The organism is Candidatus Accumulibacter phosphatis (assembly GCF_012939955.1).
GTDB classification, from domain to species: domain Bacteria; phylum Pseudomonadota; class Gammaproteobacteria; order Burkholderiales; family Rhodocyclaceae; genus Accumulibacter; species Accumulibacter delftensis.
This window is the reverse complement of the sequence record NZ_SPMY01000047.1, coordinates 1-22,810: the sequence shown is the minus strand read 5'-3', so window position 1 is coordinate 22,810 and position 22,810 is coordinate 1. Positions and strand designations below refer to the sequence as shown.

Below are 22,810 nucleotides of genomic sequence, written 5' to 3'. Positions count from 1 at the left end.
AGGGGGAAGAGGGAAACGGGTCATGACTTTCATGATTTGGGGTGTCTCCACGTGTCATGACCGTTAATGTGAAAGTCGCGCACGCGACTCACAAACCTCCCTTCTCCCTCGCGGGAGAAGGGTCGGGGAAGAGGGGAAACGGTCATGACTTTCATCATCCGGGGTATCTCGACTGTCATGACCGTTAGTATCCAGCCACCGTGCACAGCGTCTGTGCAAGCAAAGGAGAACTCAATTGGCTTACAAGCATGGTGCCCTGTTCGGCGCGAGCGTAGTGGCCGCCTTGGCCTTTCTGTCGGCGCTGCCCGCGCTGGCAGACAGTGCGGCGGACCAGGCGCGTGCCCAGCAAATCGTCGTCGAACGTTGCTCGCTTTGTCACGGCAAGGAGGGCGAAGCGGCGAGCGTCGTTTTCCCGCGCCTGGCCGGGCAGCATGCCGAATACGTCGCCAAGCAACTCGCCGATTTCAAGAGCGGCAAGCGCAAGAGCGAGACCATGAAGCCGCAGGCCGCGGAGTTGACGCCGGCCGAGATGCAGGCGCTGGGTGTCTTTTTCGAAAGCAAGAGCGTGCCCGCGAAAAAATCGCGCGATGCGGCGCTGCTCGGCGTCGGCCTGTATATCTTCAGCCAGGGAAACTCCTTCTCGGGCCTGCCTGCCTGCGCCAGTTGCCACGGCGAGCAGGGGCACGGCACGCCGCAACTGCCGCGCCTGGCCGGGCAACATCCGCGCTACATCGAGGACCAGCTCAAGCAGTTCAACACGCGCGAGCGCACCAACGACAATGCCGTGATGCACACCGTTGCCGCGAAGCTCACGGAGCTGGAAGCGCACGCGGTTGCCGAGTACATCGCGACCTTGCCGTAAGACTTTCGGCCTGCGTTTGCTGACCACGGCCTATGACGCAACGGGGAGGGAGGCGTCGCACGCGGCGTCGGCTTGCCTTCGTGCATCCGTGCATGGCGCGGCACCAGTATCTCCGGCGAGTACGGACTGCTGCCCTTGATCTTGCCGCGCTCGAGCGCGGCTGGGTGAAATGATCACCGCTGCGTGATCATTCGATGAGGACTCGGGGAGACTGGCTGCCTATCATCGTTCGTGCGAGTTCGGGTTTTCCGGCTCGTTTCCCATGCGCTTCTTTCCTCGAGGAGAACTCAGATGCACGAACGCCTTTCCATTCCTTTCCGCCTGGCTGCCGGCACCGCCGCGCTGGCCTTTTGCGCCAGTGCCGGCGCTGCACAGATTAAGGTGACCATTGAAAACCGCGTTCCGACCAGCGGTATCAGTTTTGCACCCTTGCATGTCGGTTTCGGCAGCGGCAGTTTCGATTCTTTCAACATTGGCCAGGCGGCCGGCGCCGAGATTATTTCCGTCGCCGAACTCGGTGGCGGTAGCGAATGGCAGGCGGCGTTCGCTGCCGCCGAACCGAATGCGACCCGTGGCACGATCGGTGGCGCCTTGCTGCCCGGTGCGAGCAGTAGTGCGACTTTCATGATCGACGCCACCAGCAATCCTTTCTTCACCTTTGCCGCCATGGTCTTGCCGAGCAACGATCACTTCATCGGCAATGATTCGCCGATGCAATACCGGCTGTTCAACGCTGCCGGCCAGCTGGCGATCACCTCGATCGTTCAGTACGCTGGCGACATCTGGGACGCCGGATCGGAAGTTTCCGATCCCAAGGCGGCGGCCTTCGTTGTCGGCAGCGTCGCGACCAACCGTACCGCGGAGAACGGTGTCGTCCGTTTCGATTTCGCCGGGCTGGAGTCGGCTTTCAACGGGCAAACTACCGCTGCCGGCTACATGCTCAACAGCGCCCTCAGCGCGGGCAGCGAAATCTATCGCATCAGTTTCCAGGCAGTGCCCGAGCCCGAAAGCCTGGCACTGATGCTGCCAGGACTGCTCGCGATCGGTTGGGTCGGCCACCGACGCCGCAAACAGAGCGCCGATTCGGCTCTCTCACCCGTGTGAAAGCGAGCGCCGGCCCTCTTCCCGTCGTCCTCCGGCGTCGGCGCCAGCAGCGCGCCGCGCCGCTAGTCGCATGAACGAGCAGCTGCTGCTCGTCGAGGACGACGACGCCATCGCCGGCGCCTTGCGCCTGCACCTCGAAGAGGCCGGCTATCGCCTGCATCGGGAGTCCGACGGACTGCGCGCGATGGCGGCCATCGACCGCCAGCGCTGGGACATGGTGCTGCTCGACCTGATGCTCCCCGGCGCTGACGGCTGGGATGTCTGCCGCCATCTGCGCGCTCGCCATGCCGACGTGCCGGTGATCATGCTCAGCGCGCGTTCGGCCGAGGCGCACCGCGTTCTCGGTCTCGAACTCGGCGCCGACGATTATCTCGCCAAGCCGTTTTCGATGCTCGAGCTGGTTGCCCGGGTGCGCGCCCTGCTGCGCCGCATCGAGCAATTGCGCGCCTCGCCGGCGCTGGCGTCGGAGTTACGCTTCGGCCCTTTCCGCCTCGACACCGTGCGTCGCGAACTGCTGCGCGGCGACGCCGCCGTGCCGCTGACCCTGCGCGAGTTCGATCTGCTGCACTTCCTGGCCCGTCACCCGGGCCGCGCCTTCAGCCGCGGCGAACTGCTGCAGCGCGTCTGGGGCGCCGGTTTCGACGGCTACGAGCACACGGTCAACTCGCACATCAACCGCCTGCGCACCAAGATCGAAGACGACCCGCGCGACCCGCGGCGCATCGTCACCGTCTGGGGTGTCGGCTACCGTTTCGAAGCGACTTCGCCATGAGCGGGGGAAACAGCGTGAGCGGCGACGCTGCCCGCTCGGCGCGGCGGACGCCACGTACGGAACGCTTGCGGCGGTCATTTTCGTCGCGCCTGACGATGACCATGGCCTTGCTCCTGCTCGCCTACGGGGCGCTGGTCGGCGTCCTTGGCTGGCACGTCGCCGCCGAGGACGAGCAGGAGTCGCTGCAACGCCTGTCGCACGGGCTGGCCCGGCACATCGTCGAACACTGGCCCGAGATTACCGTGAGCGACCGCGACCAGGCCGACCGCGCGGCGCGCGACGCGCTGCTGTCGATGCTGATGGTGGTTAACCCCGGCATCCAGGTTTACGTGCTTGACGCCGACGGTCGCGTCCAGGCCTACATCGGCGACCCCGGCATGGTGCAGCAGGAGCAGGTCGACCTGCGGCCGGTGCGCGCCTTCCTGGGTGGCGCCGCCTTGCCCTTGCGGGGCAGCGACCCGATGGGTTCGGGCCTGGCGCGCATCTTCAGCGCGGCGATGTTCCCGCCGCGTGCCGGCGACAGCCGCCCGCCGGGCTACCTGTACATCGTCCTCGACGGGCAGGCGCGCGAAGCGGTCAGCGGGCAACTTAGCCAGGGCCGCGTCTGGCAGAGTACCGCTCTGGTGGCCGGCCTGGGTCTGCTGGTGACCCTGGCGGTCGGCGCCTTTACCCTGCGTCGGCTGACGCAGCCGCTGCATCGTCTCGCCCGGCGCATGCGCGACTACAGCCTGCACACCCTGCATGCCGCCGCAGCCGGGCACAGTTCGTCGCCGAGCGCTGGCGATGAAGTGCAGGCCATTGGCGCCGCTTTCGACGAAATGACCGAACGCATCGAATCCCAGGCCGCGCGCGAGCAGCAACAGGCGAGCGCACATCGCGAGACCATGGCCAGCGTCGCGCACGATCTGCGCACGCCGCTGACCGCCCTGCACGGCCACCTCGAAGCCCTGGCCGGCAAGGCGCTTGCGGAGCCCGAGCAGGGCCAGCGCGTCATCGTCGCGGCGCTGGCGCAGAGCGACAAGGTGCGGCGCCTGTCGCAGCAGCTCTTCGAACTGGCGGCACTGCAATCGAGCGACCAGTTGCTGCATCGCGAGCGCTTCCGGCTCGACGAGTTGGTGACCGACGCGGTGCAGAAATTCGCAGTCAACGGCGGGCCGCCGCCGGTGACCCTGGCTGGCGAACCGCCGGGGAGCCTTGAACTGGATGGCGACCTGCAGCTCGTCGAGCGCGCGCTCACCAACCTGATCGACAACGCCCTGCGCCATGCCCCTGGCACTGCCGCCGGTGCGCGTCAGCCTCAGCCACGACAAGGGGCTGGCGCGGATCACCGTCGAGGACGGCGGCGGCGGTTTGCCCGAAGAAGTATGGCTGCGCCTGGAACATGGCCAGTCGCTGCGCGACCCCCCGCTCCGGCGCAGCAGTGGCGGCATCGGCGGCCTCGGCCTGGCCATCGCCCAGCGTGTCGCCGCGCTGCACGGCGGCAGCCTGCGACCGCTGCCGTCGCCGGATGGCGGCACGCGCCTTTGCCTGGCGCTGCCGCTGGCGCAGGCGCAGGCGATTTAGGGTGTCGTCAGCCGCAGCTCCCCCTCTCCCGCGAGGGGCGAGGGGCGATCAGCGGATGGCCCTGGATTACCGGCTTGGCGCTGCGGCAGTCGTGCGCGCGGCTGCGGTCACGACGGGAACGGCTCGAAAGCGAAGCCGACGCCGTAGATCGATCGGATCGGCTCCTCGTCGGGAAAGGCCGGGGCAAGTTTCCTGCGCAGGTTTTTCAGGTGGCTATCGATGGCACGTTCGGAGACTTCGAGGTTGTCTGCATAGAGGGCGTCGAGCAGTTGTGCGCGCGAGAAGACGCGTCCCGGTTTGCCGGCCAGGGTCTGCAGCAGCCTGAATTCCTTGGGGGTCAGGTCGAGGTTCTTGCCGGCGACGCGTGCCTGCATGGTGTCGGCGTCGATTTCGAGCGGTGATCCACTTGCGCTTGCGCTGCCGCTGGCAGCGCTTGTCGGCTGGGCGCGGCGCAGGACGGTCTTGACGCGGGCGACGACTTCGCGTGGTGAGTAGGGTTTGCAGATGTAGTCGTCGGCGCCGAGTTCGAGCCCGAGCAGGCGGTCGATTTCTTCCGTGCGCGCGGTGACCATGATCACCGGCAGCTCGGAGGTCTTGCGCAGTTCGCGCAGGATGGAAATGCCGTCCATGCCGGGCAGCATCAGGTCCAGGAGCAGCAGGTCGGGCGGCGCCTGGCGCAGCGCGGCCATCGCCATCAGGCCATCGGCGATGGTGGTGGCGACGAAACCGTCGCGCTGCAGGTATTCGGCGAGGATCTGGGCGAGGTCGGTTTCATCCTCGACGATCAGGATGCGTTTGCTCATGGTTTTTCCAGGGGGAGTTCGATGCAGATTTTCAGGCCGCCGAGCGCCGATGGGGTGGCGCTGATCTGGCCGCCGTGCGCTTCGACCAGGGTTCGGCAGATCGCCAGGCCCAGGCCCGAGCCGCCGAAAGCCCGGCTGCGTGAGGGTTCGGCGCGGAAGAAGCGCTCGAACAGGCGCGGCAGGGCGGCCGCGGGCGGTGCCGGCGCACTGTCGTCAAATTCGAGAAGCAGTTGTTGCTTGCTGGCGCGCGCGCCAATCCTCAGCTGACCGCCGGCATGGGTATAGCGCAAGCTGTTTTCGAGCAGGTTGCCGAATACCTGCAGCAGGCGCCCGGCGTCGCCGCGCATCTGCCAGCCGGCATCGACCAGCTGCGCGCTGTCGAGCCGGATATTGGCCGCGTCGTAACGCTCACGAAAAGTTTCGATGGCCTCTTCGAGGACTGCCACCGGGGCTACCCAGGCCAGCAACTCACGTTCCATGGCCCCCTCGGCGGGTTCGCGATCGAGGGTCAGGCGCAGGTCGTCGACCAGCTTCGTCAGCTGCTGCACCTGCTTGTGCAGACGGGCCAGCGTTGCCGCATTGGGCGTGCGCACGCCGTCCTGCATGGCCTCGATCTCGGCGCGCAGGACGGCCAGTGGCGTACGCAGCTCGTGCGAACTTTCCGAGATCCAGGCCCGGCGCGATTCTTCGACGCGGCCGAGGCGCTCGGCCATGTCATTGAAATCGGCTGCCAGCTGGCCCAGTTCATCTTCGCTGCGCACCTGGATGCGGGTATCAAGTGCGCCGCCGGCGATCTGGCGCGCAGCGCGTGCCAGATCGCTGATCGGCGCCAGCAGATGGCGCGCCAGCAGCCAGGCCGCGAGCAGCGAGAAGCCCAGTGCCGCCAGGCCGGAAAAGAGCATGTTCTCGGTCTGACTGGCCAGGAAGGCGGCGTCGAGTTCGTCTCCGGAGGACTGCGCCGCCTGCAAGCTCAGCTGACCGACGACGCTGCCCTGATAGACGATCGGCCGGGTCGCGCCGACGCCGCCTGTCGCGGCGCTTCCCGCCAGCCACTTGGCCTCGGCATCGACGAGCGCCAGGCGCGGGCCAACGCGCAGAACGTCGAACGGCGGGCGAGCGTTGGGCCGACCCTGCCGCGGCCCCGTGCCGAGGTTTCCGCTGTCCTGCGGCGGGCCTGCCGTTGCTGGCCGTGGCGGTCCTTCGCCGCGGGCTGCGGGTCCCGGATCTTGCTCCTGCCCCGGCCCGAACGGCGGCGGCTGCCGCTCCGGTGGAAAGTCCGCTGGAAAGCCCGCTGCGCGCTCGGGCCCTTGACGATCGGGGCCGCTCTCCCTCTGTGGGCGCGACAAGCGCAGCCAGACCTGCTCCGGCGCCGCGCGCAGGAAATCCCAGTTGCCGTGCCGGGCGTATTCGGCTTCGATGTTGCTGATCGTGCCGTCGAGGCGTGCCAGCTCGGCGGCGCTCGTGTAACGCGCGAAACCGTCGCCGAGATTCCAGCGCATGAGCAGGGTCAGCAGCAGGGCCATGGCTGTCGCCAGGGCAAAGGTGGCCAGGAAAACCTTGCGTTGTATGGTCAGGCGGATCATGAGGCGGATGTCTTCAGAAGGGCGGCCGACCAGGCCGGGACACCATGATCGCCACGATTGCCGTAGCCGACAAGCACTGCTTTGGCGAGCGTGTGCCCGGCGATCACCAGCGAGAAGGCTACCGGACCGCGCGTTACGGAGATCCAGCCAAAGCTCTCGGCTTCGATTTCACCGCTGGCGGTCCTCAGCCGGTGCCGTGAATGCTGACGCCAGAGTTGGCGAGTGGCATCCCAGCGGCGTTCGCAGTGGCTGTCGAGATTGGCGCCAAAGGGGTGGCGCAAGCGCCGCGCAAGGCGCAGCGAGAGCGGCAGCGGCAACAGCGATGCGTCGGCCGCATCGCGCCAGCGCAGCGCTTGTGCTGCAAAAGGCGTCATTCCGAAGGCCAGGATGAAGGCATCCAGCAGCATATCCGGCGAGCCGCGCCGCTGATGCAGCGCGAGCAGGCTGCGGGCGCTGCTGGCCAGTACGCTGCCACCGGCGGAGGAGACCAGGCGGGTGTCACCGAGCAGGCCGGTTTCGGCGGCCAGCCGCCACTCCTTGGCGCCGGATTTGAACAACCATTCGCGCCCAGGTCGGGGCGCGAAGGCTGTTGACAGGGCGTCGTTACCGGTCAGCGCCTCGACCGTCTGACCTTCGCGAGGCTGGCCGTCGAACGCATATTCCCGGCCGTTGATCAGGCAGTGCGCGAGATGAAAGGGGACGGTTGGCGAGCCCAGCCGCGCGCCCCGCTGGACGTGCATGTGCAGATGCGGCTGTGGCGATCGGCCGGAATTTCCGCAGCGACCGAGCAGCACACCGGGCGTCACGTTATCTCCCGGAGAAAGCTTGATGCTGCCCCGACGCAGATGCGCCAGCAGCACGTAGAGTCCGCCACCGATGTCGATGAGGACGTGATTGCCCCAGTTCTCGACCAGATTCATCTCTCCAGGCGGGTTATCGGCGATGTCGTTGCGAATGGCTGCCACGTGGCCGCGGACAGGGGACAGCACCGGCAGGTTGAAGGCATGAAAATCGCTTAGCCTGGAACCCGCACGGCAATAGCTCTGAGCGTCGACCAGTACCACGAAGTCGAGTGCGTAGCGCCAGGCGCCCTGATGCGTATGGGCGCCGTCGACCGCCTGCGAGACACTCATCCGGCCGGCGAATGGCGGCAGCAGTGCGGTGCTGCCGCTGGCCAGTCCGCGGGCGCTGGCCAGGCGCGCGTTGACCAGGCTCTCCTCGGGGCACGCCGGCAGCGCCAGCCAGAAGCGCCCCCAGCTGGCGCTGCTTTCGGCACGCAGTGCCGCGCTGGCCAGCCACACGGTAAGCACGAACGGCGCCGATAAAGGCGGCACGCCGACGCCTGCGGATAGCGCCAGCATGCCGGCCGATAGCGCGCTGGCGACCAGTACGGCGCCAGCGGCAAGCAGCAGCGTCCGTCGCGTCGGCACGGCGAGCAGGCCACCGACAAAGAGGGCGACCAGGGCGCCATTGTAGGTGACCAGTAGCGCCAGACCCGGCACCGGCGTCGTGCTGAACTGGGCGAGCAGCAGATTCGCCAGAAGGGCGCCAGCGACGGCGAGCAGGGCCAGGATGCGTGAGGCGACGAGGAGCGCGGTCATGACCAGGATGCCGGCCAGTGGATTGGCGACAAAGAACAAGGCGCCGATGCTGGACAGTGCCGAGAAAGCGGCCGCGGCGGCTTCGCCTGGGACCCAGTCGGGGAGCAGCGGCCAGGCCGGCCAAACGGTGCGCAGGGGCAGGGCGATGCCCTTGGCTACCGCCAGCAGGGTCCAGGCGGTGCACAGAAAAGGCGCCCCGAGTAGCGGCAGGCTGCGGGCGCCGAAGGGGCCGGCGAGTATTTGGCGCAGCGCGCTGGCCAGTGGCACGCCGAGCAGTCCGCCGAAGGCGGCGAGAGCAAACAGCCGCGGCTCGCTGGCGTAGAAGGCGCCCAGGGCGAGGCCGGCGTAGATGGCGTTGAGGATCTCGGCCTCGCCAGGCAGGGCCGGCAAAAGCAGCAGGCGGCGCGTAAGCAGCGCGGCGACGCCGGCGGCGAGACCGCAGAGGCCGGTTGCCAGGTCGCACAGGGTTGCCGCCAGGACCAGCGCACCAACCAGGCGCTGGCGCGCCAGGAACAGCGCGCCATAGGCGTCCAGCAAGCTGCGCAGTGCATCACTCAGGGCGCGCATTTCAGCCTCCCGTCATGCGCAGCGGAACGACGCGGGCGACGCTTGCCGCGGCGGTTTGCGCCAGATGCGCTGGTAGTCGTTCCGGGGCGCAGACGATCTCGAGATCTTCCGCTGCACGGATGAGGCTGACTTCACGGTCGCCGTGGATCAGGACCACCGCCGGACGGTATTCGATGAACTGCATCGACTGGGTGGTGTTGTAGGCGCCGACCGGTGCGATCAGCAGCAGGTCGCCAACCGCCAGCGGCGGCAGTTGCACCGAGTGCCGTAGCACGTCGATGTTCATGCACAGCGGTCCGTAGAGCACGGTATCGCGCGGCTGGCCGCGTGCTGGCGAAGCGAGCTTGACCGGGTGGTCGTACCACAGCGCGGTAAAAAGGGCATTCAGGCCGGCGTCGAGAATGGCGGCCGGGCGGCCGTCGGCGGTTTCCTTGCGACCAACCACCGAGGTAATCAGGCTCTGCGCGTCGTCGATGACCGCGCGGCCACTTTCGAAAATCAGTGTCGGGCGCTGTTCACCGCGCTCGAGTCGGTAGCTTGTTCCTGCCAGGAAAGCACTGCAGATGGCTTCGGCATATTCCTCGATAGCCGGCGTGGCCTGCTCGGGCGGCAGGTAGATGCCTTGCAGGGCATTGCCGGACGGCAGTCCGCCGCCAATATCGAGGTAGCTCAGGCGTGTGCCGTCGGCTTCGATCTCCTCGGCCAGCGTGCAAAGCGTCGTTACCGCCGCAGCGTAGGCGCGTGGATCGAGGATGAAAGTGCCGATGTGGCAATGCAGGCCGTTCATGCGCAAATGCGCGCTCGTCTTGACCTGGTTGATCGCGGCGCGGGCCGCGCCGCTTTCGAGATTGAAGCCGAAGCGGCTCCAGGATTCGCTGTAACCGGTTTCGAAATTGAGGCGCAGCGTCACCGGCACGCGCTTGCGGCGTTCTTCGCCGATGCTTTCGATCAGCGCCAGTTCGTCAGCATGGTCGACGTGGATCAACGCGCCTTCGGCAGTCGCCCGTTCGAGAATCGGGCGTTGCTTGTTCGGGCCATTGAAGATGATGTGTTCTCCCGGCACGCCAAGCGCGCGTGCCTTCTCGTACTCGAAGCGCGACACCACTTCGGCCCAGGAGCCTTCCTGGTGGAGGATGGAGCAGACCGCGCCGTTGTAGTTGGTCTTGTACGACCAGCCGTGGATCACTTTCGCGTAGCGCGCGGTAAAAGCCTGGCGGATGCGCCGGATATTTGCGCGCAGGCGCTGCTCGGAAGTGACATAGAGTGGCGAGCCGTAGCGCTCGACCAGCGTCGCCAGCGGCACGCCATCGATTTCCGACTGGCTGTCGGCACGGCTGCGGCGGCGGCCGAAGCTGTTCAGCGATTGCAGTTCCACGGGCGCCATGCGCGGCGTTTCCCAGGTCATCTTGTGCATTCTTTTTTCCTTGTCGGGTTCAGGCGGCGAGGCTGGCGGGGGCACACGCACGCAGGGTGCTGCCGCTTGCCGCAAGGGTGGCGATTTCATCGAGGCTGACGATCGTTTCCTGGGCGTGACGGATGAAGCTGGTGCCCGGCCGTGGCGGCGCCAGATCGAGCTGTTCGGGCCGTGCGCCATTCATCAAGGCGAGCAGAGCGGCCGGCAGGTTGCGGCCAACGCCGTGGCTGAGATAGATCCAGGCCGGAAAGCGCGGATTGATTTCGATCAACTGCAGAGTGCCGGCGGCTTCGCGAAGCATTTCGAGTTCGAGCGGACCGCGCCACTTGAGGCTGTGGAACAAGCGACGCCCGGCCTCCTGCAGTTCCGGATCGTCGATGGCGACGCCGGCCCAGGCCTTGCCTTTGTCGGTGACCGCCTGCTTGCGGATCATCACTTCGCCGATCATTGCGCCGCTGCCGTCGCCCAGGGCGGTGAGATTGACCTCGTCGCCGTGGACATATTTCTGGATCAGCACCGGGTAGCCCCAGGTGGCGACGACCTGCCGGTAGCGCTGGCGGGCTTCGGGCGCTGAATGAACAATCCAGGCGTCGTAGAAAAACGCTCTTGATCAGCAGCGGAAAAGGCCATCCATCGGCCCCGCAATGGTCGAAGAAGCGTTCGTCGGTGAGGCGACGAACGGCCGGCGTGGCGACACCGGCGTCGGCACAAAGAGCGGGCAGGCGGTCCTTGTCGCGGCGGCGAAGTTGCGCCCGCTGGGGCAGCAGGAGGCGGATGCCGCGCTGCTTGAGCGGCTCTTCGATGGCCATGAAGTTGGGAAGTTCGGCGTCGAGGCAGGGCAGCAGGGCGTCGATGCGATCCCGGCACAGCACTTCGTCGAGTCGTTCGAGCAAGGCCGTCGAGCCGCTTGCCGGGTAGGGCAGCAGATGCCCGCTGTCGCAGCTTTCGCGCAGGTAGAGCCCGGCATCGAGCGTCGCGTAGGCGAGGCCGACGATGCGTCCGCGAAAGCCGGCCGTGTGGCGCAGGCAGCGGGCGACCGCACAGCCCGGGCCGGGACTGTCGGGGCGGGCGTTGATGCCGGTGATGGCCACATTCCAGCCCAGCCAGTGCTGCTGCTCGGCGGGGTGGCTCATGATAGGTAGCTCGCCATCTGCTTGTAAAAGCCATCGACACCGCTTTCGACGACGGCGCTCGGCTGCTCGCAAAGAGCGACCAGTGCGGCGATGATCGCTGGCCGCGACTTGCCGTCCTGCATCATCAGCAGGGCGACCTGGGCGGGCGGATTGAGGCGGTAGCTTCTTCCCGTCCGGGTATCGAAGGCGTGGCCGTCGGCGTTCAGGACAAGCGCCTTGAGGTGGCTGATTCTTGTTGCCGGGGTTTCCATTTTGTTCTCCTCGGATGAGTGCTGGCCTTGTTCGCCAGCCGTGGAAGCCATTCTGAAAAGCGATCTGGTAAGCGCCGGGGAGAAATCTGGGAGGAAGCTGGGATGAGTTGCTGGTGCTGCGGGCAAGGCCGGAGCGCTCAAGATCCCGGCACATTCTGCCGTGATGTGCACTTATGCGCATTGACGCGGCGGCGGCGCTGCTAAGCTGGAATCGAATCAAAGAGCAGCGGATGTTGCGGTGCGGTAGAAAAAGCCTGCTTGCCCGCATCGCCTTGCACGGGGAAGTCTGCCCCGCTTTGCATCAACTGTGTTGGATTGGGACCACAACGGGAGCTTCATCCGATGGCTTGAGAGAGACATTTAGAAGAAACCCTCAACTTTCTGCTGGGGGAATTGCTTTATAATGATGCTGCGTTGCAACATGGCCGATCTCATAAGGTTTCGGTCACAAGCTGACAGCGCCTGGCATCCCCAGATTCTCAGGAGCAAGACCATGAAAGCACCAAAAATCCTACCGTGGGTCGCCCACAAGACGGGTATCAGCGAGGATCTCGCGCTCAAACTGTGGCGCCGCGCCGCCGGAGAAGCCGAGGAAATGACCGGCCGCTGCGACAGTTCGGATTACTACCGCCTGGCCGTGGAACGTTTTATTGATCTTTCCGAAGCCGAGGGGAATTCCGTTCTGGTGCGCGAGACGCCCAGCGTGAACTGTGTCTTCTGGCTGTGGCGCCACCAGAGCCGCATGTCGAGCATGCACCTGCTCGCCGTACAGAACGTCACCAGGCTCTTTCAGTCAGGAATCAACAGGATGCTGCGCATCCAGGGTCCGGCCGTCTAAATGGCTTGAGTGGCGCTACGCCACTCGCCCTTCTCGAAAATCGTCCTTTCCCCAGCGGCGCGCTCCTTGCGCGCCGTTTCACCGTTGCCGCTCTCCATACCCGTCTGCGGCGCCCGGCTCTAGAGTCGCCCGGCCGACGCCGCGTGGCCTGCAAGAGGATGGCGCGGCAGCGGAGCACGGCCCAGCGCCTATGCGTACTATGCGTATAATTCGCGCTTCAGCCTATTTCCGGACCCCTACTGGCCATGCAGGAAAAGTATCAGCCCGCGGACGTTGAACTCGCCGCTCAGCAATTCTGGAACGACAGCGGCGCGGCGCGTGCCATCGAGGATCCGAGCCGGCAGAAGTACTATTGCCTGTCGATGTTCCCCTATCCGTCCGGCAAGTTGCACATGGGGCACGTGCGCAATTACACCATCGGCGACGTCCTGGCGCGCTTCCACGGCATGCTCGGCTACAACGTTCTGCAACCAATGGGCTGGGATGCTTTCGGGATGCCCGCCGAGAACGCGGCGATCCAGAACAATGTCCCGCCGGCGCAATGGACCTACGCCAACATCGACTACATGCGGACCCAACTCAAGCGGCTGGGTTTCGCCATCGACTGGCAGCGCGAGATCGCTACCTGCACGCCCGAGTACTACCGCTGGGAGCAGTGGCTGTTCACCCGTCTCTACGAGAAAGGGCTGATCTACCAGCGCCTGGGAACGGTCAACTGGGACCCGGTGGACCAGACCGTGCTCGCCAACGAGCAGGTCATCGACGGACGTGGCTGGCGTTCGGGGGCGCTGATCGAAAAGCGCGAAATCCCGATGTACTACATGAAGATCACCGCCTACGCGGAGGAACTTCTCGCCGATCTCGAGCAGCTCGAAGGCTGGCCCGAGCAGGTGCGCCTGATGCAGAAGAACTGGATCGGCAAGAGCACCGGCGTGCGCTTCGCCTTTCCCTACGAGCTGGACGGCGAGCCCGGGCAGTTGTGGGTGTTCACCACCCGCGCCGACACCATCATGGGAGTCACCTTCTGTGCCGTCGCCGCCGAGCATCCCCTGGCCAGCTACGCGGCGGCGCGCGATCCGCGGATCGCTGCTTTCGTCGAGGAATGCAAGCGTGGTGGTGTCGCTGAAGCCGACCTGGCGACGATCGACAAGAAGGGCATGCCGACCGGCATCTACGTCAGCCATCCGCTGAGCGGCGAGCAGGTCGAAGTGTGGATTGGCAACTACGTGCTGATGAGTTACGGCGACGGCGCAGTGATGGCCGTTCCGGCGCACGACGAACGCGACTTCGCTTTTGCCCGGAAGTATGGTCTGGCGATCAAACAGGTCATTGCGGTGCCCGGTGAGACTTTCTCGCTCGACGGCTGGCAGGAGTGGTACGCCGACAAGCAGCGCGCCAGTTGCGTCAACTCCGGCAACTACGATGGCCTGGACTGCGCCGCCGCGACCGACGCCATCGCCGCCGATCTGGCGGCCAAGGGCCTGGGCGAGAAGAAAGTCCAGTTTCGGCTGCGTGACTGGGGAATTTCGCGGCAGCGCTACTGGGGCTGCCCGATCCCGATCATTCACTGCCCCAGCTGCGGCGAGGTGCCGGTGCCCGACGCCGACCTGCCGGTAGTTCTGCCGGAAGACGTGACCATTACCGGTGCCGGTTCGCCCTTGAGTGCGATGCCCGAGTTTCACGCCTGCAGCTGCCCGAAATGTGGCCAGCCGGCGCGGCGCGAAACCGACACCATGGACACTTTCGTCGAGTCCTCGTGGTACTTCCTGCGCTATTGTTGTCCGGACAACGATCAGGCGATGGTCGACGAGCGCGTCGCCTACTGGTGCCAGGGTGGCATCGACCAGTACATCGGTGGCATCGAACACGCCATTCTGCACCTGCTCTACGCGCGCTTCTGGACCAAGCTGATGCGCGACGTCGGGCTGTTCGGCGAGGCCTCGTCGGGCACGGACTTGCTCGGTGAGCCTTTTGCACATCTCCTGACTCAGGGCATGGTCGTCGCGCCGACGTTCTACCGCGAGGACGGCAACGGCAAGAAACAGTGGATCAACCCCGCCGAGGTCGACGCCGTGCATGACGAACGTGGTCGCGCCAGCGGCGCCACGCTGCGCGCCGACGGCCTGCCGGTGAGCGTCGGGGGCATCGAGAAAATGTCCAAGTCGAAGAACAATGGCGTCGATCCGCAGTCGCTGATCGAACAGTTCGGCGCCGATACGGCGCGCCTGTTCATCATGTTCGCCAGCCCGCCTGACCAGTCGCTGGAGTGGTCGGATGCCGGCGTCGAGGGTGGCTTCCGTTTTCTCAAGCGCTTGTGGCGAATCGTCTTCGAGCATGTCTCGGCGGGCCCTGTTCTGCCGATCGACGCTGCGCAACGCGGCGAAATGTCGCCGGAACTGAAGGCCTTGCGTCGCCAGTTGCATCAGACGATCGGCAAGGTTGCCGACGATTATGGTCGCCGCAAACAGTTCAATACCGCGATTGCGGCGGTGATGGAGTTGCTCAACGGCTATAACCGGGTGAGCGGCGAAACGGTCGGTGAAACGGTCGGCGAAACGGTCGGAGAACCCGCCGGAAAATCGGCCGTCGTGCGCGCCGTCAGGCAGGAAACGCTGGAAGCGGTGGTGCTGATGCTCAACCCGATCGTGCCGCACGTCTGCGAGGCGCTGTTTGCGGCGCTGCGGCCCGGCTGCACGGCCAGCTCGCAAGCTTTTCCGAAGCCCGACGCAGAGGCCCTGGTGCAGGACGAAATCGAGCTCATGCTGCAGATCAACGGCAAGCTGCGCGGCAGCCTGCGGGTGCCGGCGGGTGCCGACCGGGCGAGCATTGAAGCCGCCGCGCTGGCCAGCGAAGCGGCGGCCAAATATTTGGCCGGTGCCGCGCCGAAAAAGCTGATCGTCGTTCCCGGTCGCCTGGTCAACATCGTCGCTTGAAAGCTTGAGGGAGACTCCGATGCGCCTGGCGCTGCCGCCCACTTTGCGGGCCCCTGCTCGTGTCGCCACGCGTGCGCTCTTCCTGGCGATGATCACCCTGCTTGCCGCTTGCGGTTTCCAGTTGCGCGGCTCCTACTCTTTGCCTTACGAAAGCATTTACCTGGCGATGCCCGAATATTCGGTGGTCGGCGCCGATCTGCGGCGCGCCATTCGTTCCTCCGCGACGACGCGTCTGGCACTGGTCGCGAAAGACGCGCAGGCCACTTTCCAGCCCGGCTCCGAGTATCGTGACCGCATCATCCTCTCGGTTTCCGGTACCGGCCGGGTCAGCGAACTGCGCTTGCGCTACCTGTATCCCTACCGCGTGGTCGACGCCAAGGGCCGCGATCTGGTCGCGCCAGGGAGCATCGAACTGATCCGCGACCTGACCTACGACGACTCCAACGTGCTCGCCAAACAGCAGGAAGAGGTGCTGCTCTGGCGCGACATGGAGAACGACCTGGTGCATCAGTTGATGCGCCGCCTGGCGGCAGGCAAACCGGTGCCGGCGGTCGAGCCGGGCACTCCAGCGCAGCCAGGGGATGCGGCCGCGCTGGTCAAGCCGGTGGATGCGAATGCGGTGGATGCGGTGGATGGGGCCACGCCCGCCAAGCCAGCGCTAGCCAGGTAGCGGCGAGCCCGATGCAGCTCAAGGGCGAACATCTCGCGGCGCAGCTCCAGCGCGAGCTGAAGCCGGTCTATCTGGTCTATGGCGACGAACCTCTGCTGGTCATCGAAGCGGCCGGCGCGATCCGCGCCGCGGCGCGGCAGGCGGGCTTCGACGAACGCGAAGTGCTGGTTGCCGGCAGCGCTTTCAACTGGAACGATCTCTACCACGCCGCCGGCAGCATGTCCTTGTTCGGCGGACGCAAGCTGATCGACCTGCGGTTGCCAACTGGCAAGCCGGGGCGCGACGGCGGTGCCGCGCTCCAGGCCTACTGCGCGCGTCCGTCGCCGGATGCGCTGCTGCTGGTGACCATGACCGGCGCCGACTGGCGCGAGGAAAAGGCCGCCTGGGTCGGCGCCGTGGCTGCCGCCGGAGCGGTCGTCAAACTGATCCCGCCCGGGCTTGCCGAGCTGCCGGCCTGGCTCGCTGCTCGTCTCGCTCGTCAGCAGCAAAGCGCGGATGCGGCCGGCCTGCGCTTCATTGCCGAGCGCGTCGAAGGCAATTTGCTGGCCGCGCATCAGGAAATTCTCAAACTCGAAATCCTTTACCCGTCGGGTGCGCTGCGCCTCGAGCAGATTCGCGAGGCGGTGCTCAACGTCGCCCGCTACGACCTCGACGGCCTGCGTGAAGCGATGCTGGCGGGTGATGTGCTGCGCCTGACGCGCACCATCGATGGTCTGCAGCAGGAGGGCGAGGCGCCGCCGCTGGTGCTTTGGGCATTGACCGAGGAGGTGCGCGCCCTGGCCCAGATCAACGCCGGTCTCGAGGCGCGTCAGCCGCTGCCCGAGCTGTTGAAGGAGGCCCGCGTCTGGGGCGCTCGCCAGGGGCAGATCAGAAAGGCATTGCAGCGCGTGAATGGCGGGCGGGCGAGGGCGGCGCTGGCGCAGGCGGCACGCATCGACCGCATCATCAAGGGCCTGACCAGTGGCGACGTGTGGGACGAGTTCCTGCGCCTTGGTCTGAACATCGCTGTTGCCTGAACTCTTCGGCCCGAGAGACGGACTCCCTCGCCATTTCAGGCGGCGCTGCCGCCTTCACGCTCGCCGGGGGCGACTTCGTCCGGCGCCAGGTGCTCCCAGAGGCAATCCTGGCTTTCTGCGCTGGCCTCGGTGAGGCTGGGCGAAGCTTTGCTCTGCACCAGACACTCGCCGACGCAGCTTTCGCTGACGACGACCAGCTGCATTTCGGTATCGACCTTGCGCTCTCCATCCCAGTAGCTGCAGGTGGCGCAAACCTTCACTTCCGTTGGCAAAATGAGTTTTCGTTTCATGATCGACGCAGGTAGTTGAGAGGGAGGAATAGCCCTCTGAGTGTAATTCTTTGCGGTGGTTCCCTTGACCCTGGCGCACCGTCGATGCCTATAATCGCAACTTGACCGCAAACGGCAGGTGACCGACTTCGCGCTGGCCGTCGCGCTGGCCTGCATTGTCCTCGCTGCACTGCAACAGTGCCAGCCTTTTCGCTCCGCATGGTCTTGTCGGCGGGGTGGCAGAGGCCAGCTTCCGCGGCCTGGTGTACGTTTCCAAGTTTCTGCGTTGCCAGCTTCCTGGCGCGCTTTTTGAACGTTGATTGAGCACTTATCGGCTCCTCTGCAATTCTGGAAAGCCTCATGAGCATAGAGCAGTATATCCATAGCGTTGGCCAGCAGGCGCGCGCGGCTTCGCGGGCCATGGCGCGTGCCGACAGCAACGCCAAGAACAGCGCACTGCGCGCGATCGCCGCGGCCATTCGCCGCGAGGCCAGTGTTCTGGTCGCCGCCAATCGCGAGGATCTGGCCGCCGCCATCGCTGCCGGCCTCGAACCCGCGCTGCTCGACCGCCTGACCCTTTCGGAAAAAGGCATTGCGGCGATGGCCGAAGGCGTCGAGCAGGTCGCTGCGCTGGACGACCCGGTCGGCGAGGTCAGTGGCCTCAAGTTCCGCCCGAGTGGCATCCAGGTGGGCCGTATGCGGGTACCGCTGGGCGTTGTCGGCATCATCTACGAGGCCCGCCCGAACGTCACCGCCGACGCCGCCGCGCTGTGCCTGAAGTCGGGAAACGCGGCGATCCTGCGCGGTGGCTCGGAAGCCATCCGCAGTAACCGGGCAATTGCCGCCCTGGTTCATGAAGGGCTGGCCAGCGCCGGGCTGCCGCCAAGCGCCGTTCAGGTGATAGACACCACAGACCGTGCCGCCGTTGGTCATCTGATCACTATGCGCGAGTACGTGGATGTCATCGTCCCGCGTGGCGGCAAGGGGCTGATCTCGCGCTTGCTGGCTGAGTCGCGGGTGCCGATGATCCAGCACCTGGACGGCAATTGCCACGTCTATGTCGATGATCAAGCCGATCCGGAGAAGGCGTTGCAGATCATCGAAAACGCCAAGACGCAGCGCTACGGTACCTGCAACACCGCCGAGTCGCTGCTGCTGGCGCGTTCCGTTGCCGCCGATCTGTTGCCACTGATTGGCGCCATGTTGACCGAGCGCGGTGTCGAGCTTCGCGGTTGCCCGGAAACGCTGGCCATCGTCACCACGGCATGGCCGGCGAGCGAGGAAGATTACGCCAGCGAATACCTGGCGCCGATCATCTCGGTCAAGGTGGTCGCCGGACTCGACGAAGCCATCGAACATATCAATGCCTACGGTTCACATCACACCGACGCCATCGTCAGCGAAAACTACACGGCGGCGATGCGTTTCCTGCGCGAAGTCGATTCGGCGTCGGTGATGGTCAATGCGTCGACGCGCTTCGCGGATGGCTTCGAATACGGTCTCGGTGCCGAAATCGGCATTTCGACCGACAAAATCCACGCGCGCGGTCCGGTCGGCCTGGAAGGGTTGACCTGCCAGAAGTGGATTGTTCTCGGCAATGGCGAGGTGCGTGCCTGACCGAGGTCACGGAGAATCTCAAGCGCTAATGGCAAGGAGGATGAGGTGATGAAAAAAACTGCTGCTGGCGGCGATGGCCGCCCTGTTCTGCCAATTCTCCCAATTGGCGACCGCCGTCGAAGTAGCCGGCGTCAAGTTCGACGATCAAACCAAGGTCGGCAACGGCGAGTTGCTGGTCAATGGTGCCGGCCTGCGCAAGAAGGCCTTCTTTCAGATCTATGCAATGGCGCTCTATTTGCCCGAGAAAAGCGTTGACAGCGAGGCGGTTCTGGCGGCCAAGGGGGGCAAGCGGATTGCCATTACGCTGTTGCGCGACCTCACCGCCCAGCAGTTCGTCGAGGCCCTGCAGGAAGGCATGGCCAAGAACCATTCCGAAGCCGAAATGGCCGGCCTCAAGGACCGCTTGAAGCAGCTTTCCGACCTCATGCTGGCGATCGGCGAAGCGAAGACCGGGACCAGTATCCTGATCGACTGGCTGCCGGCGAGCGGTACCCGCCTGACGGTCAACGGGCAGGCGCAAGGAAAGGATATTGCCGGCGAGGATTTCTATCGGGCGCTGCTCAGGATCTGGCTGGGCAACAAGCCGGTACAGGACGATTTGCAACAGGCGCTACTCGGCAAGGCCTCCTGAGTGACGGCGATTGCTGCGCGCGTGTCGGGTGATGGCCTCGACTACCAGGCGCTGATCGCCGCGCCCGGATTCTGCCTGGGTGTGCGCTGCGACGACGACGAAGTGCAGCGCATTGTTTTCCTGCTGCCGAGCCCTGAAGTGGCGCCGAAAAACGCGCTGGCTGCCGAGACCGTGCGCCAGCTCACCGCCTACCTGGGCGATGCGGAGTTCGTTTTCGGTCTGCCCTTGCGCCCCTCGGGGACATTTTTCCAGCGTCGTGTCTGGCAGCAGATCGCGGCCATCCCGACGCACCAGACGCGTGCCTACGGCGAGATTGCCAAGGCGCTGCACAACGCGCCACGGGCTGTTGGCCAGGCTTGCGGCGCCAACCCCTTTCCGGTGATCGTTCCCTGCCATCGCGTGCTCGCGGCCGGCGGCGGGCTGGGCGGTTTCGCGCGCCAGAATGGCGGTTTCCTGCTCGACGTCAAGCGCTGGCTGCTGGCGCATGAAGGCTGCTGACGCCGAGCCTGCCGATCTCGCCGAGATCGAAGCTTTCTGCGACACGCTGTGGCTTGAAGACGGTTTGGCCAAGGCTTCGCTGGCCAGCTATCGCAGCGATCTCCTGCAACTCGCCGCCTGGCTTGCCGAGCAGCGTCTCGGCACTCTGTGCGCGATTGACGAGGCGACCCTGATGCGTTTCGTCGCCACGCTCTCGCAAACGCTGCGTGCGTCTTCGCAGGCGCGCTACCTGTCCACCTTGCGCCGCTTCTATCGCCACCTCCTCGCGCGTGGTCTGCGCAGCAGCGATCCGACGCTGAAGATCGCCATGCCGGTGCAGCCGTCGCGGCTGCCAAAAGTGCTTTCCGAGCTGCAGGTCGATCGCCTGCTCGCGGCGCCGCCGACCGAGAGCCTGCTCGGCGAGCGCGATCGGGCGATGCTCGAAACCCTATATGCGACCGGCCTGCGCGTCTCCGAGCTGGTCGGCTTGAAGGTGTACGAAGTCAATCTCGACATGGGCGTGCTGCGCGTCTTCGGTAAGGGCAGCAAGGAACGCATCGTGCCGCTTGGCGAAGTGGCAGGCGACTGGCTGCGCCGCCATCTGGCCAATGGCCGGCCGGCGCTGCTCAATGGACGGCGGAGTGACGACCTCTTCCTTACCAGCCGTGGTGCGGCGATGAGCCGGCAGGCGTTCTGGCAACTGATCAAGCGCTACGCGCTGCACGCCGGCATGGATCCGGCGCGGCTGTCGCCACACGTGCTCCGCCACGCCTTCGCCACGCACCTGCTCAATCACGGCGCCGATCTGCGTGTCGTGCAGTTGCTGCTCGGTCATTCCGACATCTCGACGACACAAATCTATACCCATGTCGCCCGCGAAAGGCTGAAGAGCCTGCACGCGCAGCACCACCCGCGCGGTTGAGCGGCGGTCTGACGACGAAGGGTGCGCGGTGGACGCGGTTGACCAAGGCGCGGCGGAGTCCGGGGGCCAGGAGCCGCGAGTCGACAGCCTTGTGGCGTTGCTCGGTGGAGCCCAAGGCTTGGCCTTCGCCGACATTGCGAGCGTGGCGCCACCTTGTCTGCCGACCGGTGTGAGCGGTACGGCAGACAGTGCGCGGGATCAGATGACCACGAAGTCGACGTTGCCGAGCAGCATGGCAGTCGCGAACTCGGGCGGCGGTACAGCGGAGACGTCCGCCGGAGCGCTCGCGGCTGCGTGGAAGTCAAGCGTGCCGCCGCCGGCCGGGAATGCGAACTCGACGGCGTCAGCAGCGTCGACGGTAGCGCCGATGGAGGCTAGCGAAATCGGCCAAGGATCGATCTGGGCGCCGATTTCGACCGAAGGCGTGACGAAGGGATCTTGAGTTCCGTCGTCGAGATCGCTGAGCGCATCGAACAGGGTATCGAAGCGCACGATCTCGATGAATGACGCTGTGTGCATGCCGTCGAGCGGAGTTTCGCCTGCTTCGGCGTCGAGCGTGTCAAGAGCCGGCGCAGCGGGCCCACCTTGCGCGGCATCGGCATAGGCATCGGCGACGAATTTCGTCAGCACAAGGCTGTCGCCCAGGTCCGTGCTCATCACCGAGTTTCCTAGGCTGCCGCTGGCGCTGAACGTGGTCATTGCCAGCGGTGCGGGGCTGGCGATGATGCTGGTCACGGTGAGTTCGACATCGTTGCCGTTGTCGCCGCCAGCGTAGCTGATCGCGAACGAATAGAGCTGGTCACCAAACTCCTTCTGCAAGCTGTCGCCCTCGGCCAGCCCGAAAAACGTGCCCGCGATTACATCGGCACCGTCATTGTCGATGATGACAAAGCGATCATTCAGCTGCGCGGCGAAATCGAGAACCAGGTCGAGCATGCCGCCGACGGCACCGCTTCCGTCGAGATCGACGGCACCGGTAACCGCGAGCTGGTCGTAGCCCGTGCCCGCTCCATAGCCTGCCAGATTGATCTCCAGCGTACCTGCCGCTGACAGACCGAAATCGCCTGTGACGGTCGTCGTTCCGACAGCCGTGTCGCCCGCCGCCAGCGTGCCGCCGACTTCGTTCAAGCTGCCATTGAAAGCCGTGACGTTCAGCCGACCGCCGGTAAAGTCGAAGCTTCCACCGGCGGTGAGGTTCACGCTGGTCCCCGAGAGCAGGCCACCGCTCAGGCTGAAAGTTCCCGTCGCGATCGACCCGCTGCCGCCAACCTCCAGGGTGTTGTTGCCGAAGTCGAACAGGCCGTTGGCGAGGTTCGTGGTGGCGGCGTTGAACGTGCCGGTGAAGCTGTCGAGGAGGGTCAGCGTTCCGGTGGCGCCGGTGCCGACGCCGATATTGGCCGTGAGCGTGTTGATGGCGGTGTCGTCACCCATGATCAAGGTACCGTTGGCGGTACCACGCCAGCTGGTCATGCCGACATTGAGTTCGGAGAGCTCGGCGTTGAGGGCGCCGTTGGTGGCGTCGAGCAGGCCGGTGGCGCTGCTGTGATTGAGATACTGGTGAAAGCCGGAATCGGTGGTGGACTCGTTCCAGCCGATGTTGAGCGTGGCCGGCCCGGCGAGCGTTCCGAGGTCGATCAGGCTGTCGGCACCGAGGACCAGGGTGCCATTGGCTTGAGCCTGCCAGCCGTCATTGGTCACCCGACCGACGGAGAGTTCGTCGGCCACGTAGGCAGTGAATCGGTCATTGGTCTGGTCGATGGCGGTATCGGCCAGATCGACGCCAC

General features: G+C 65.6%; 20 protein-coding genes and 2 pseudogenes. 14 read left to right on the top strand and 8 right to left on the bottom strand.

Annotated features, from left to right (window positions below; genetic code table 11):
• Positions 1 to 235: 235 nt before the first annotated feature.
• The 5 genes and pseudogenes from E4Q23_RS16460 (at position 236) to E4Q23_RS24090 (ending at position 4,301) form a co-directional block, all read left to right on the top strand.
• Positions 236 to 862 carry a c-type cytochrome gene (locus E4Q23_RS16460; protein ID WP_336511718.1) on the top strand — a complete coding sequence of 209 codons (627 nt, stop codon included), beginning with the start codon at positions 236 to 238 and terminating at the stop codon, positions 860 to 862.
• A gap of 291 nt (positions 863 to 1,153) precedes the next feature.
• On the top strand, positions 1,154 to 1,966 hold the full coding sequence (locus E4Q23_RS16455) for a spondin domain-containing protein (RefSeq protein ID WP_169067640.1): 813 nt from the start codon (positions 1,154 to 1,156) through the stop codon (positions 1,964 to 1,966).
• 70 nt (positions 1,967 to 2,036) lie between these two features.
• Complete coding sequence (locus E4Q23_RS16450) at positions 2,037 to 2,738, top strand: response regulator transcription factor (RefSeq protein ID WP_169067639.1); 702 nt, start codon at positions 2,037 to 2,039, stop codon at positions 2,736 to 2,738.
• Positions 2,735 to 3,748: pseudogene (locus E4Q23_RS24925) on the top strand (histidine kinase dimerization/phospho-acceptor domain-containing protein); the annotation flags it as partial. The gene E4Q23_RS16450 and the pseudogene E4Q23_RS24925, both read left to right, overlap by 4 nt.
• 253 nt (positions 3,749 to 4,001) lie before the next feature.
• Positions 4,002 to 4,301 (top strand): ATP-binding protein, encoded by a 300-nt coding sequence (locus tag E4Q23_RS24090; protein WP_248595515.1) that lies wholly within the window; start codon positions 4,002 to 4,004, stop codon positions 4,299 to 4,301.
• Positions 4,302 to 4,408: 107 nt separating this feature from the next.
• Here the strand turns inward: E4Q23_RS24090 and E4Q23_RS16440 are convergent, their stop codons facing one another.
• The 5 genes from E4Q23_RS16440 to E4Q23_RS24085 are packed head-to-tail and all read right to left on the bottom strand — an operon-like array spanning position 4,409 to position 10,786.
• Positions 4,409 to 5,104 carry a response regulator gene (locus E4Q23_RS16440; protein WP_169067638.1) on the bottom strand — a complete coding sequence of 232 codons (696 nt, stop codon included), beginning with the start codon at positions 5,102 to 5,104 and terminating at the stop codon, positions 4,409 to 4,411.
• Positions 5,101 to 6,687 (bottom strand): ATP-binding protein, encoded by a 1,587-nt coding sequence (locus tag E4Q23_RS16435; RefSeq protein ID WP_169067637.1) that lies wholly within the window; start codon positions 6,685 to 6,687, stop codon positions 5,101 to 5,103. Before E4Q23_RS16435 ends, E4Q23_RS16440 begins: the two co-directional genes overlap by 4 nt.
• Entirely contained in the window at positions 6,684 to 8,855 is a 2,172-nt protein-coding gene (locus tag E4Q23_RS16430) for an urea transporter (RefSeq protein ID WP_169067636.1), read from the bottom strand. Before E4Q23_RS16430 ends, E4Q23_RS16435 begins: the two co-directional genes overlap by 4 nt.
• Position 8,856: 1 nt before the next feature.
• Positions 8,857 to 10,269, bottom strand: a complete 1,413-nt coding sequence (locus E4Q23_RS16425; RefSeq protein WP_248595514.1) for an alanine racemase — start codon at positions 10,267 to 10,269, stop codon at positions 8,857 to 8,859.
• Positions 10,270 to 10,288: 19 nt separating this feature from the next.
• Entirely contained in the window at positions 10,289 to 10,786 is a 498-nt protein-coding gene (locus E4Q23_RS24085; protein WP_336511717.1) for an ATP-grasp domain-containing protein, read from the bottom strand.
• A gap of 127 nt (positions 10,787 to 10,913) precedes the next feature.
• Between E4Q23_RS24085 and E4Q23_RS24080 the strand changes: the two genes are divergently transcribed.
• Entirely contained in the window at positions 10,914 to 11,411 is a 498-nt protein-coding gene (locus tag E4Q23_RS24080) for a hypothetical protein (RefSeq protein ID WP_248595513.1), read from the top strand.
• Here the strand turns inward: E4Q23_RS24080 and E4Q23_RS16415 are convergent.
• On the bottom strand, positions 11,399 to 11,653 hold the full coding sequence (locus E4Q23_RS16415) for a hypothetical protein (RefSeq protein WP_169067635.1): 255 nt from the start codon (positions 11,651 to 11,653) through the stop codon (positions 11,399 to 11,401). The genes E4Q23_RS24080 and E4Q23_RS16415 overlap by 13 nt on opposite strands.
• 493 nt (positions 11,654 to 12,146) lie before the next feature.
• Here E4Q23_RS16415 and E4Q23_RS16410 point away from each other — a divergent pair, with 493 nt between their 5' ends.
• The 4 genes from E4Q23_RS16410 (at position 12,147) to holA (ending at position 17,110) form a co-directional block, all read left to right on the top strand.
• Entirely contained in the window at positions 12,147 to 12,491 is a 345-nt protein-coding gene (locus E4Q23_RS16410; protein ID WP_169067634.1) for a hypothetical protein, read from the top strand.
• Between the two features lie 245 nt (positions 12,492 to 12,736).
• Positions 12,737 to 15,424, top strand: coding sequence for a leucine--tRNA ligase (gene leuS, locus E4Q23_RS16405; RefSeq protein ID WP_169067633.1), 2,688 nt, complete (start codon positions 12,737 to 12,739; stop codon positions 15,422 to 15,424).
• A 19-nt stretch (positions 15,425 to 15,443) separates the two neighbouring features.
• A complete protein-coding gene (gene lptE, locus E4Q23_RS16400) occupies positions 15,444 to 16,094 on the top strand; it encodes an LPS assembly lipoprotein LptE (protein ID WP_248595512.1) in 651 nt (216 codons plus the stop codon).
• 11 nt (positions 16,095 to 16,105) lie between these two features.
• Positions 16,106 to 17,110, top strand: coding sequence for a DNA polymerase III subunit delta (gene holA / locus E4Q23_RS16395; protein ID WP_169067632.1), 1,005 nt, complete (start codon positions 16,106 to 16,108; stop codon positions 17,108 to 17,110).
• Between the two features lie 35 nt (positions 17,111 to 17,145).
• Here holA and E4Q23_RS16390 read toward each other — a convergent pair whose 3' ends face one another.
• Positions 17,146 to 17,400 (bottom strand): hypothetical protein, encoded by a 255-nt coding sequence (locus E4Q23_RS16390; protein ID WP_169067631.1) that lies wholly within the window; start codon positions 17,398 to 17,400, stop codon positions 17,146 to 17,148.
• Positions 17,401 to 17,739: 339 nt separating this feature from the next.
• Here E4Q23_RS16390 and E4Q23_RS16385 point away from each other — a divergent pair, with 339 nt between their 5' ends.
• From E4Q23_RS16385 to xerD, 4 genes are all read left to right on the top strand, one after another.
• On the top strand, positions 17,740 to 18,996 hold the full coding sequence (locus E4Q23_RS16385; protein ID WP_169067630.1) for a glutamate-5-semialdehyde dehydrogenase: 1,257 nt from the start codon (positions 17,740 to 17,742) through the stop codon (positions 18,994 to 18,996).
• A 73-nt stretch (positions 18,997 to 19,069) separates the two neighbouring features.
• Entirely contained in the window at positions 19,070 to 19,627 is a 558-nt protein-coding gene (locus E4Q23_RS16380; RefSeq protein WP_169067629.1) for a chalcone isomerase family protein, read from the top strand.
• A complete protein-coding gene (locus E4Q23_RS16375; protein ID WP_336511716.1) occupies positions 19,628 to 20,125 on the top strand; it encodes a methylated-DNA--[protein]-cysteine S-methyltransferase in 498 nt (165 codons plus the stop codon).
• Positions 20,112 to 21,026, top strand: coding sequence for a site-specific tyrosine recombinase XerD (gene xerD / locus E4Q23_RS16370; protein WP_169067628.1), 915 nt, complete (start codon positions 20,112 to 20,114; stop codon positions 21,024 to 21,026). The genes E4Q23_RS16375 and xerD overlap by 14 nt, the downstream gene beginning before the upstream one ends.
• A gap of 198 nt (positions 21,027 to 21,224) precedes the next feature.
• Here the strand turns inward: xerD and E4Q23_RS16365 are convergent.
• Positions 21,225 to 22,810: pseudogene (locus E4Q23_RS16365) on the bottom strand (hypothetical protein); the annotation flags it as partial.

Bases quoted from the DNA above. Each gene is read 5' to 3' on its own strand.
- E4Q23_RS16415 (WP_169067635.1), bottom strand. From the start codon at position 11,653: ATGGAAACCCCGGCAACAAGAATCAGCCACCTCAAGGCGCTTGTCCTG.
- E4Q23_RS16390 (WP_169067631.1), bottom strand. From the start codon at position 17,400: ATGAAACGAAAACTCATTTTGCCAACGGAAGTGAAGGTTTGCGCCACC.
- E4Q23_RS16455 (WP_169067640.1), top strand. From the start codon at position 1,154: ATGCACGAACGCCTTTCCATTCCTTTCCGCCTGGCTGCCGGCACCGCC.
- leuS (WP_169067633.1), top strand. From the start codon at position 12,737: ATGCAGGAAAAGTATCAGCCCGCGGACGTTGAACTCGCCGCTCAGCAA.
- holA (WP_169067632.1), top strand. From the start codon at position 16,106: ATGCAGCTCAAGGGCGAACATCTCGCGGCGCAGCTCCAGCGCGAGCTG.
- E4Q23_RS16425 (WP_248595514.1), bottom strand. From the start codon at position 10,269: ATGCACAAGATGACCTGGGAAACGCCGCGCATGGCGCCCGTGGAACTG.
- E4Q23_RS16385 (WP_169067630.1), top strand. From the start codon at position 17,740: ATGAGCATAGAGCAGTATATCCATAGCGTTGGCCAGCAGGCGCGCGCG.
- E4Q23_RS16440 (WP_169067638.1), bottom strand. From the start codon at position 5,104: ATGAGCAAACGCATCCTGATCGTCGAGGATGAAACCGACCTCGCCCAG.
- E4Q23_RS16450 (WP_169067639.1), top strand. From the start codon at position 2,037: ATGAACGAGCAGCTGCTGCTCGTCGAGGACGACGACGCCATCGCCGGC.
- E4Q23_RS24090 (WP_248595515.1), top strand. From the start codon at position 4,002: ATGCCCCTGGCACTGCCGCCGGTGCGCGTCAGCCTCAGCCACGACAAG.
- E4Q23_RS16380 (WP_169067629.1), top strand. From the start codon at position 19,070: ATGGCCGCCCTGTTCTGCCAATTCTCCCAATTGGCGACCGCCGTCGAA.
- E4Q23_RS16430 (WP_169067636.1), bottom strand. From the start codon at position 8,855: ATGCGCGCCCTGAGTGATGCACTGCGCAGCTTGCTGGACGCCTATGGC.
- lptE (WP_248595512.1), top strand. From the start codon at position 15,444: ATGCGCCTGGCGCTGCCGCCCACTTTGCGGGCCCCTGCTCGTGTCGCC.
- E4Q23_RS16435 (WP_169067637.1), bottom strand. From the start codon at position 6,687: ATGATCCGCCTGACCATACAACGCAAGGTTTTCCTGGCCACCTTTGCC.
- E4Q23_RS16410 (WP_169067634.1), top strand. From the start codon at position 12,147: ATGAAAGCACCAAAAATCCTACCGTGGGTCGCCCACAAGACGGGTATC.
- E4Q23_RS24080 (WP_248595513.1), top strand. From the start codon at position 10,914: ATGGTCGAAGAAGCGTTCGTCGGTGAGGCGACGAACGGCCGGCGTGGC.
- xerD (WP_169067628.1), top strand. From the start codon at position 20,112: ATGAAGGCTGCTGACGCCGAGCCTGCCGATCTCGCCGAGATCGAAGCT.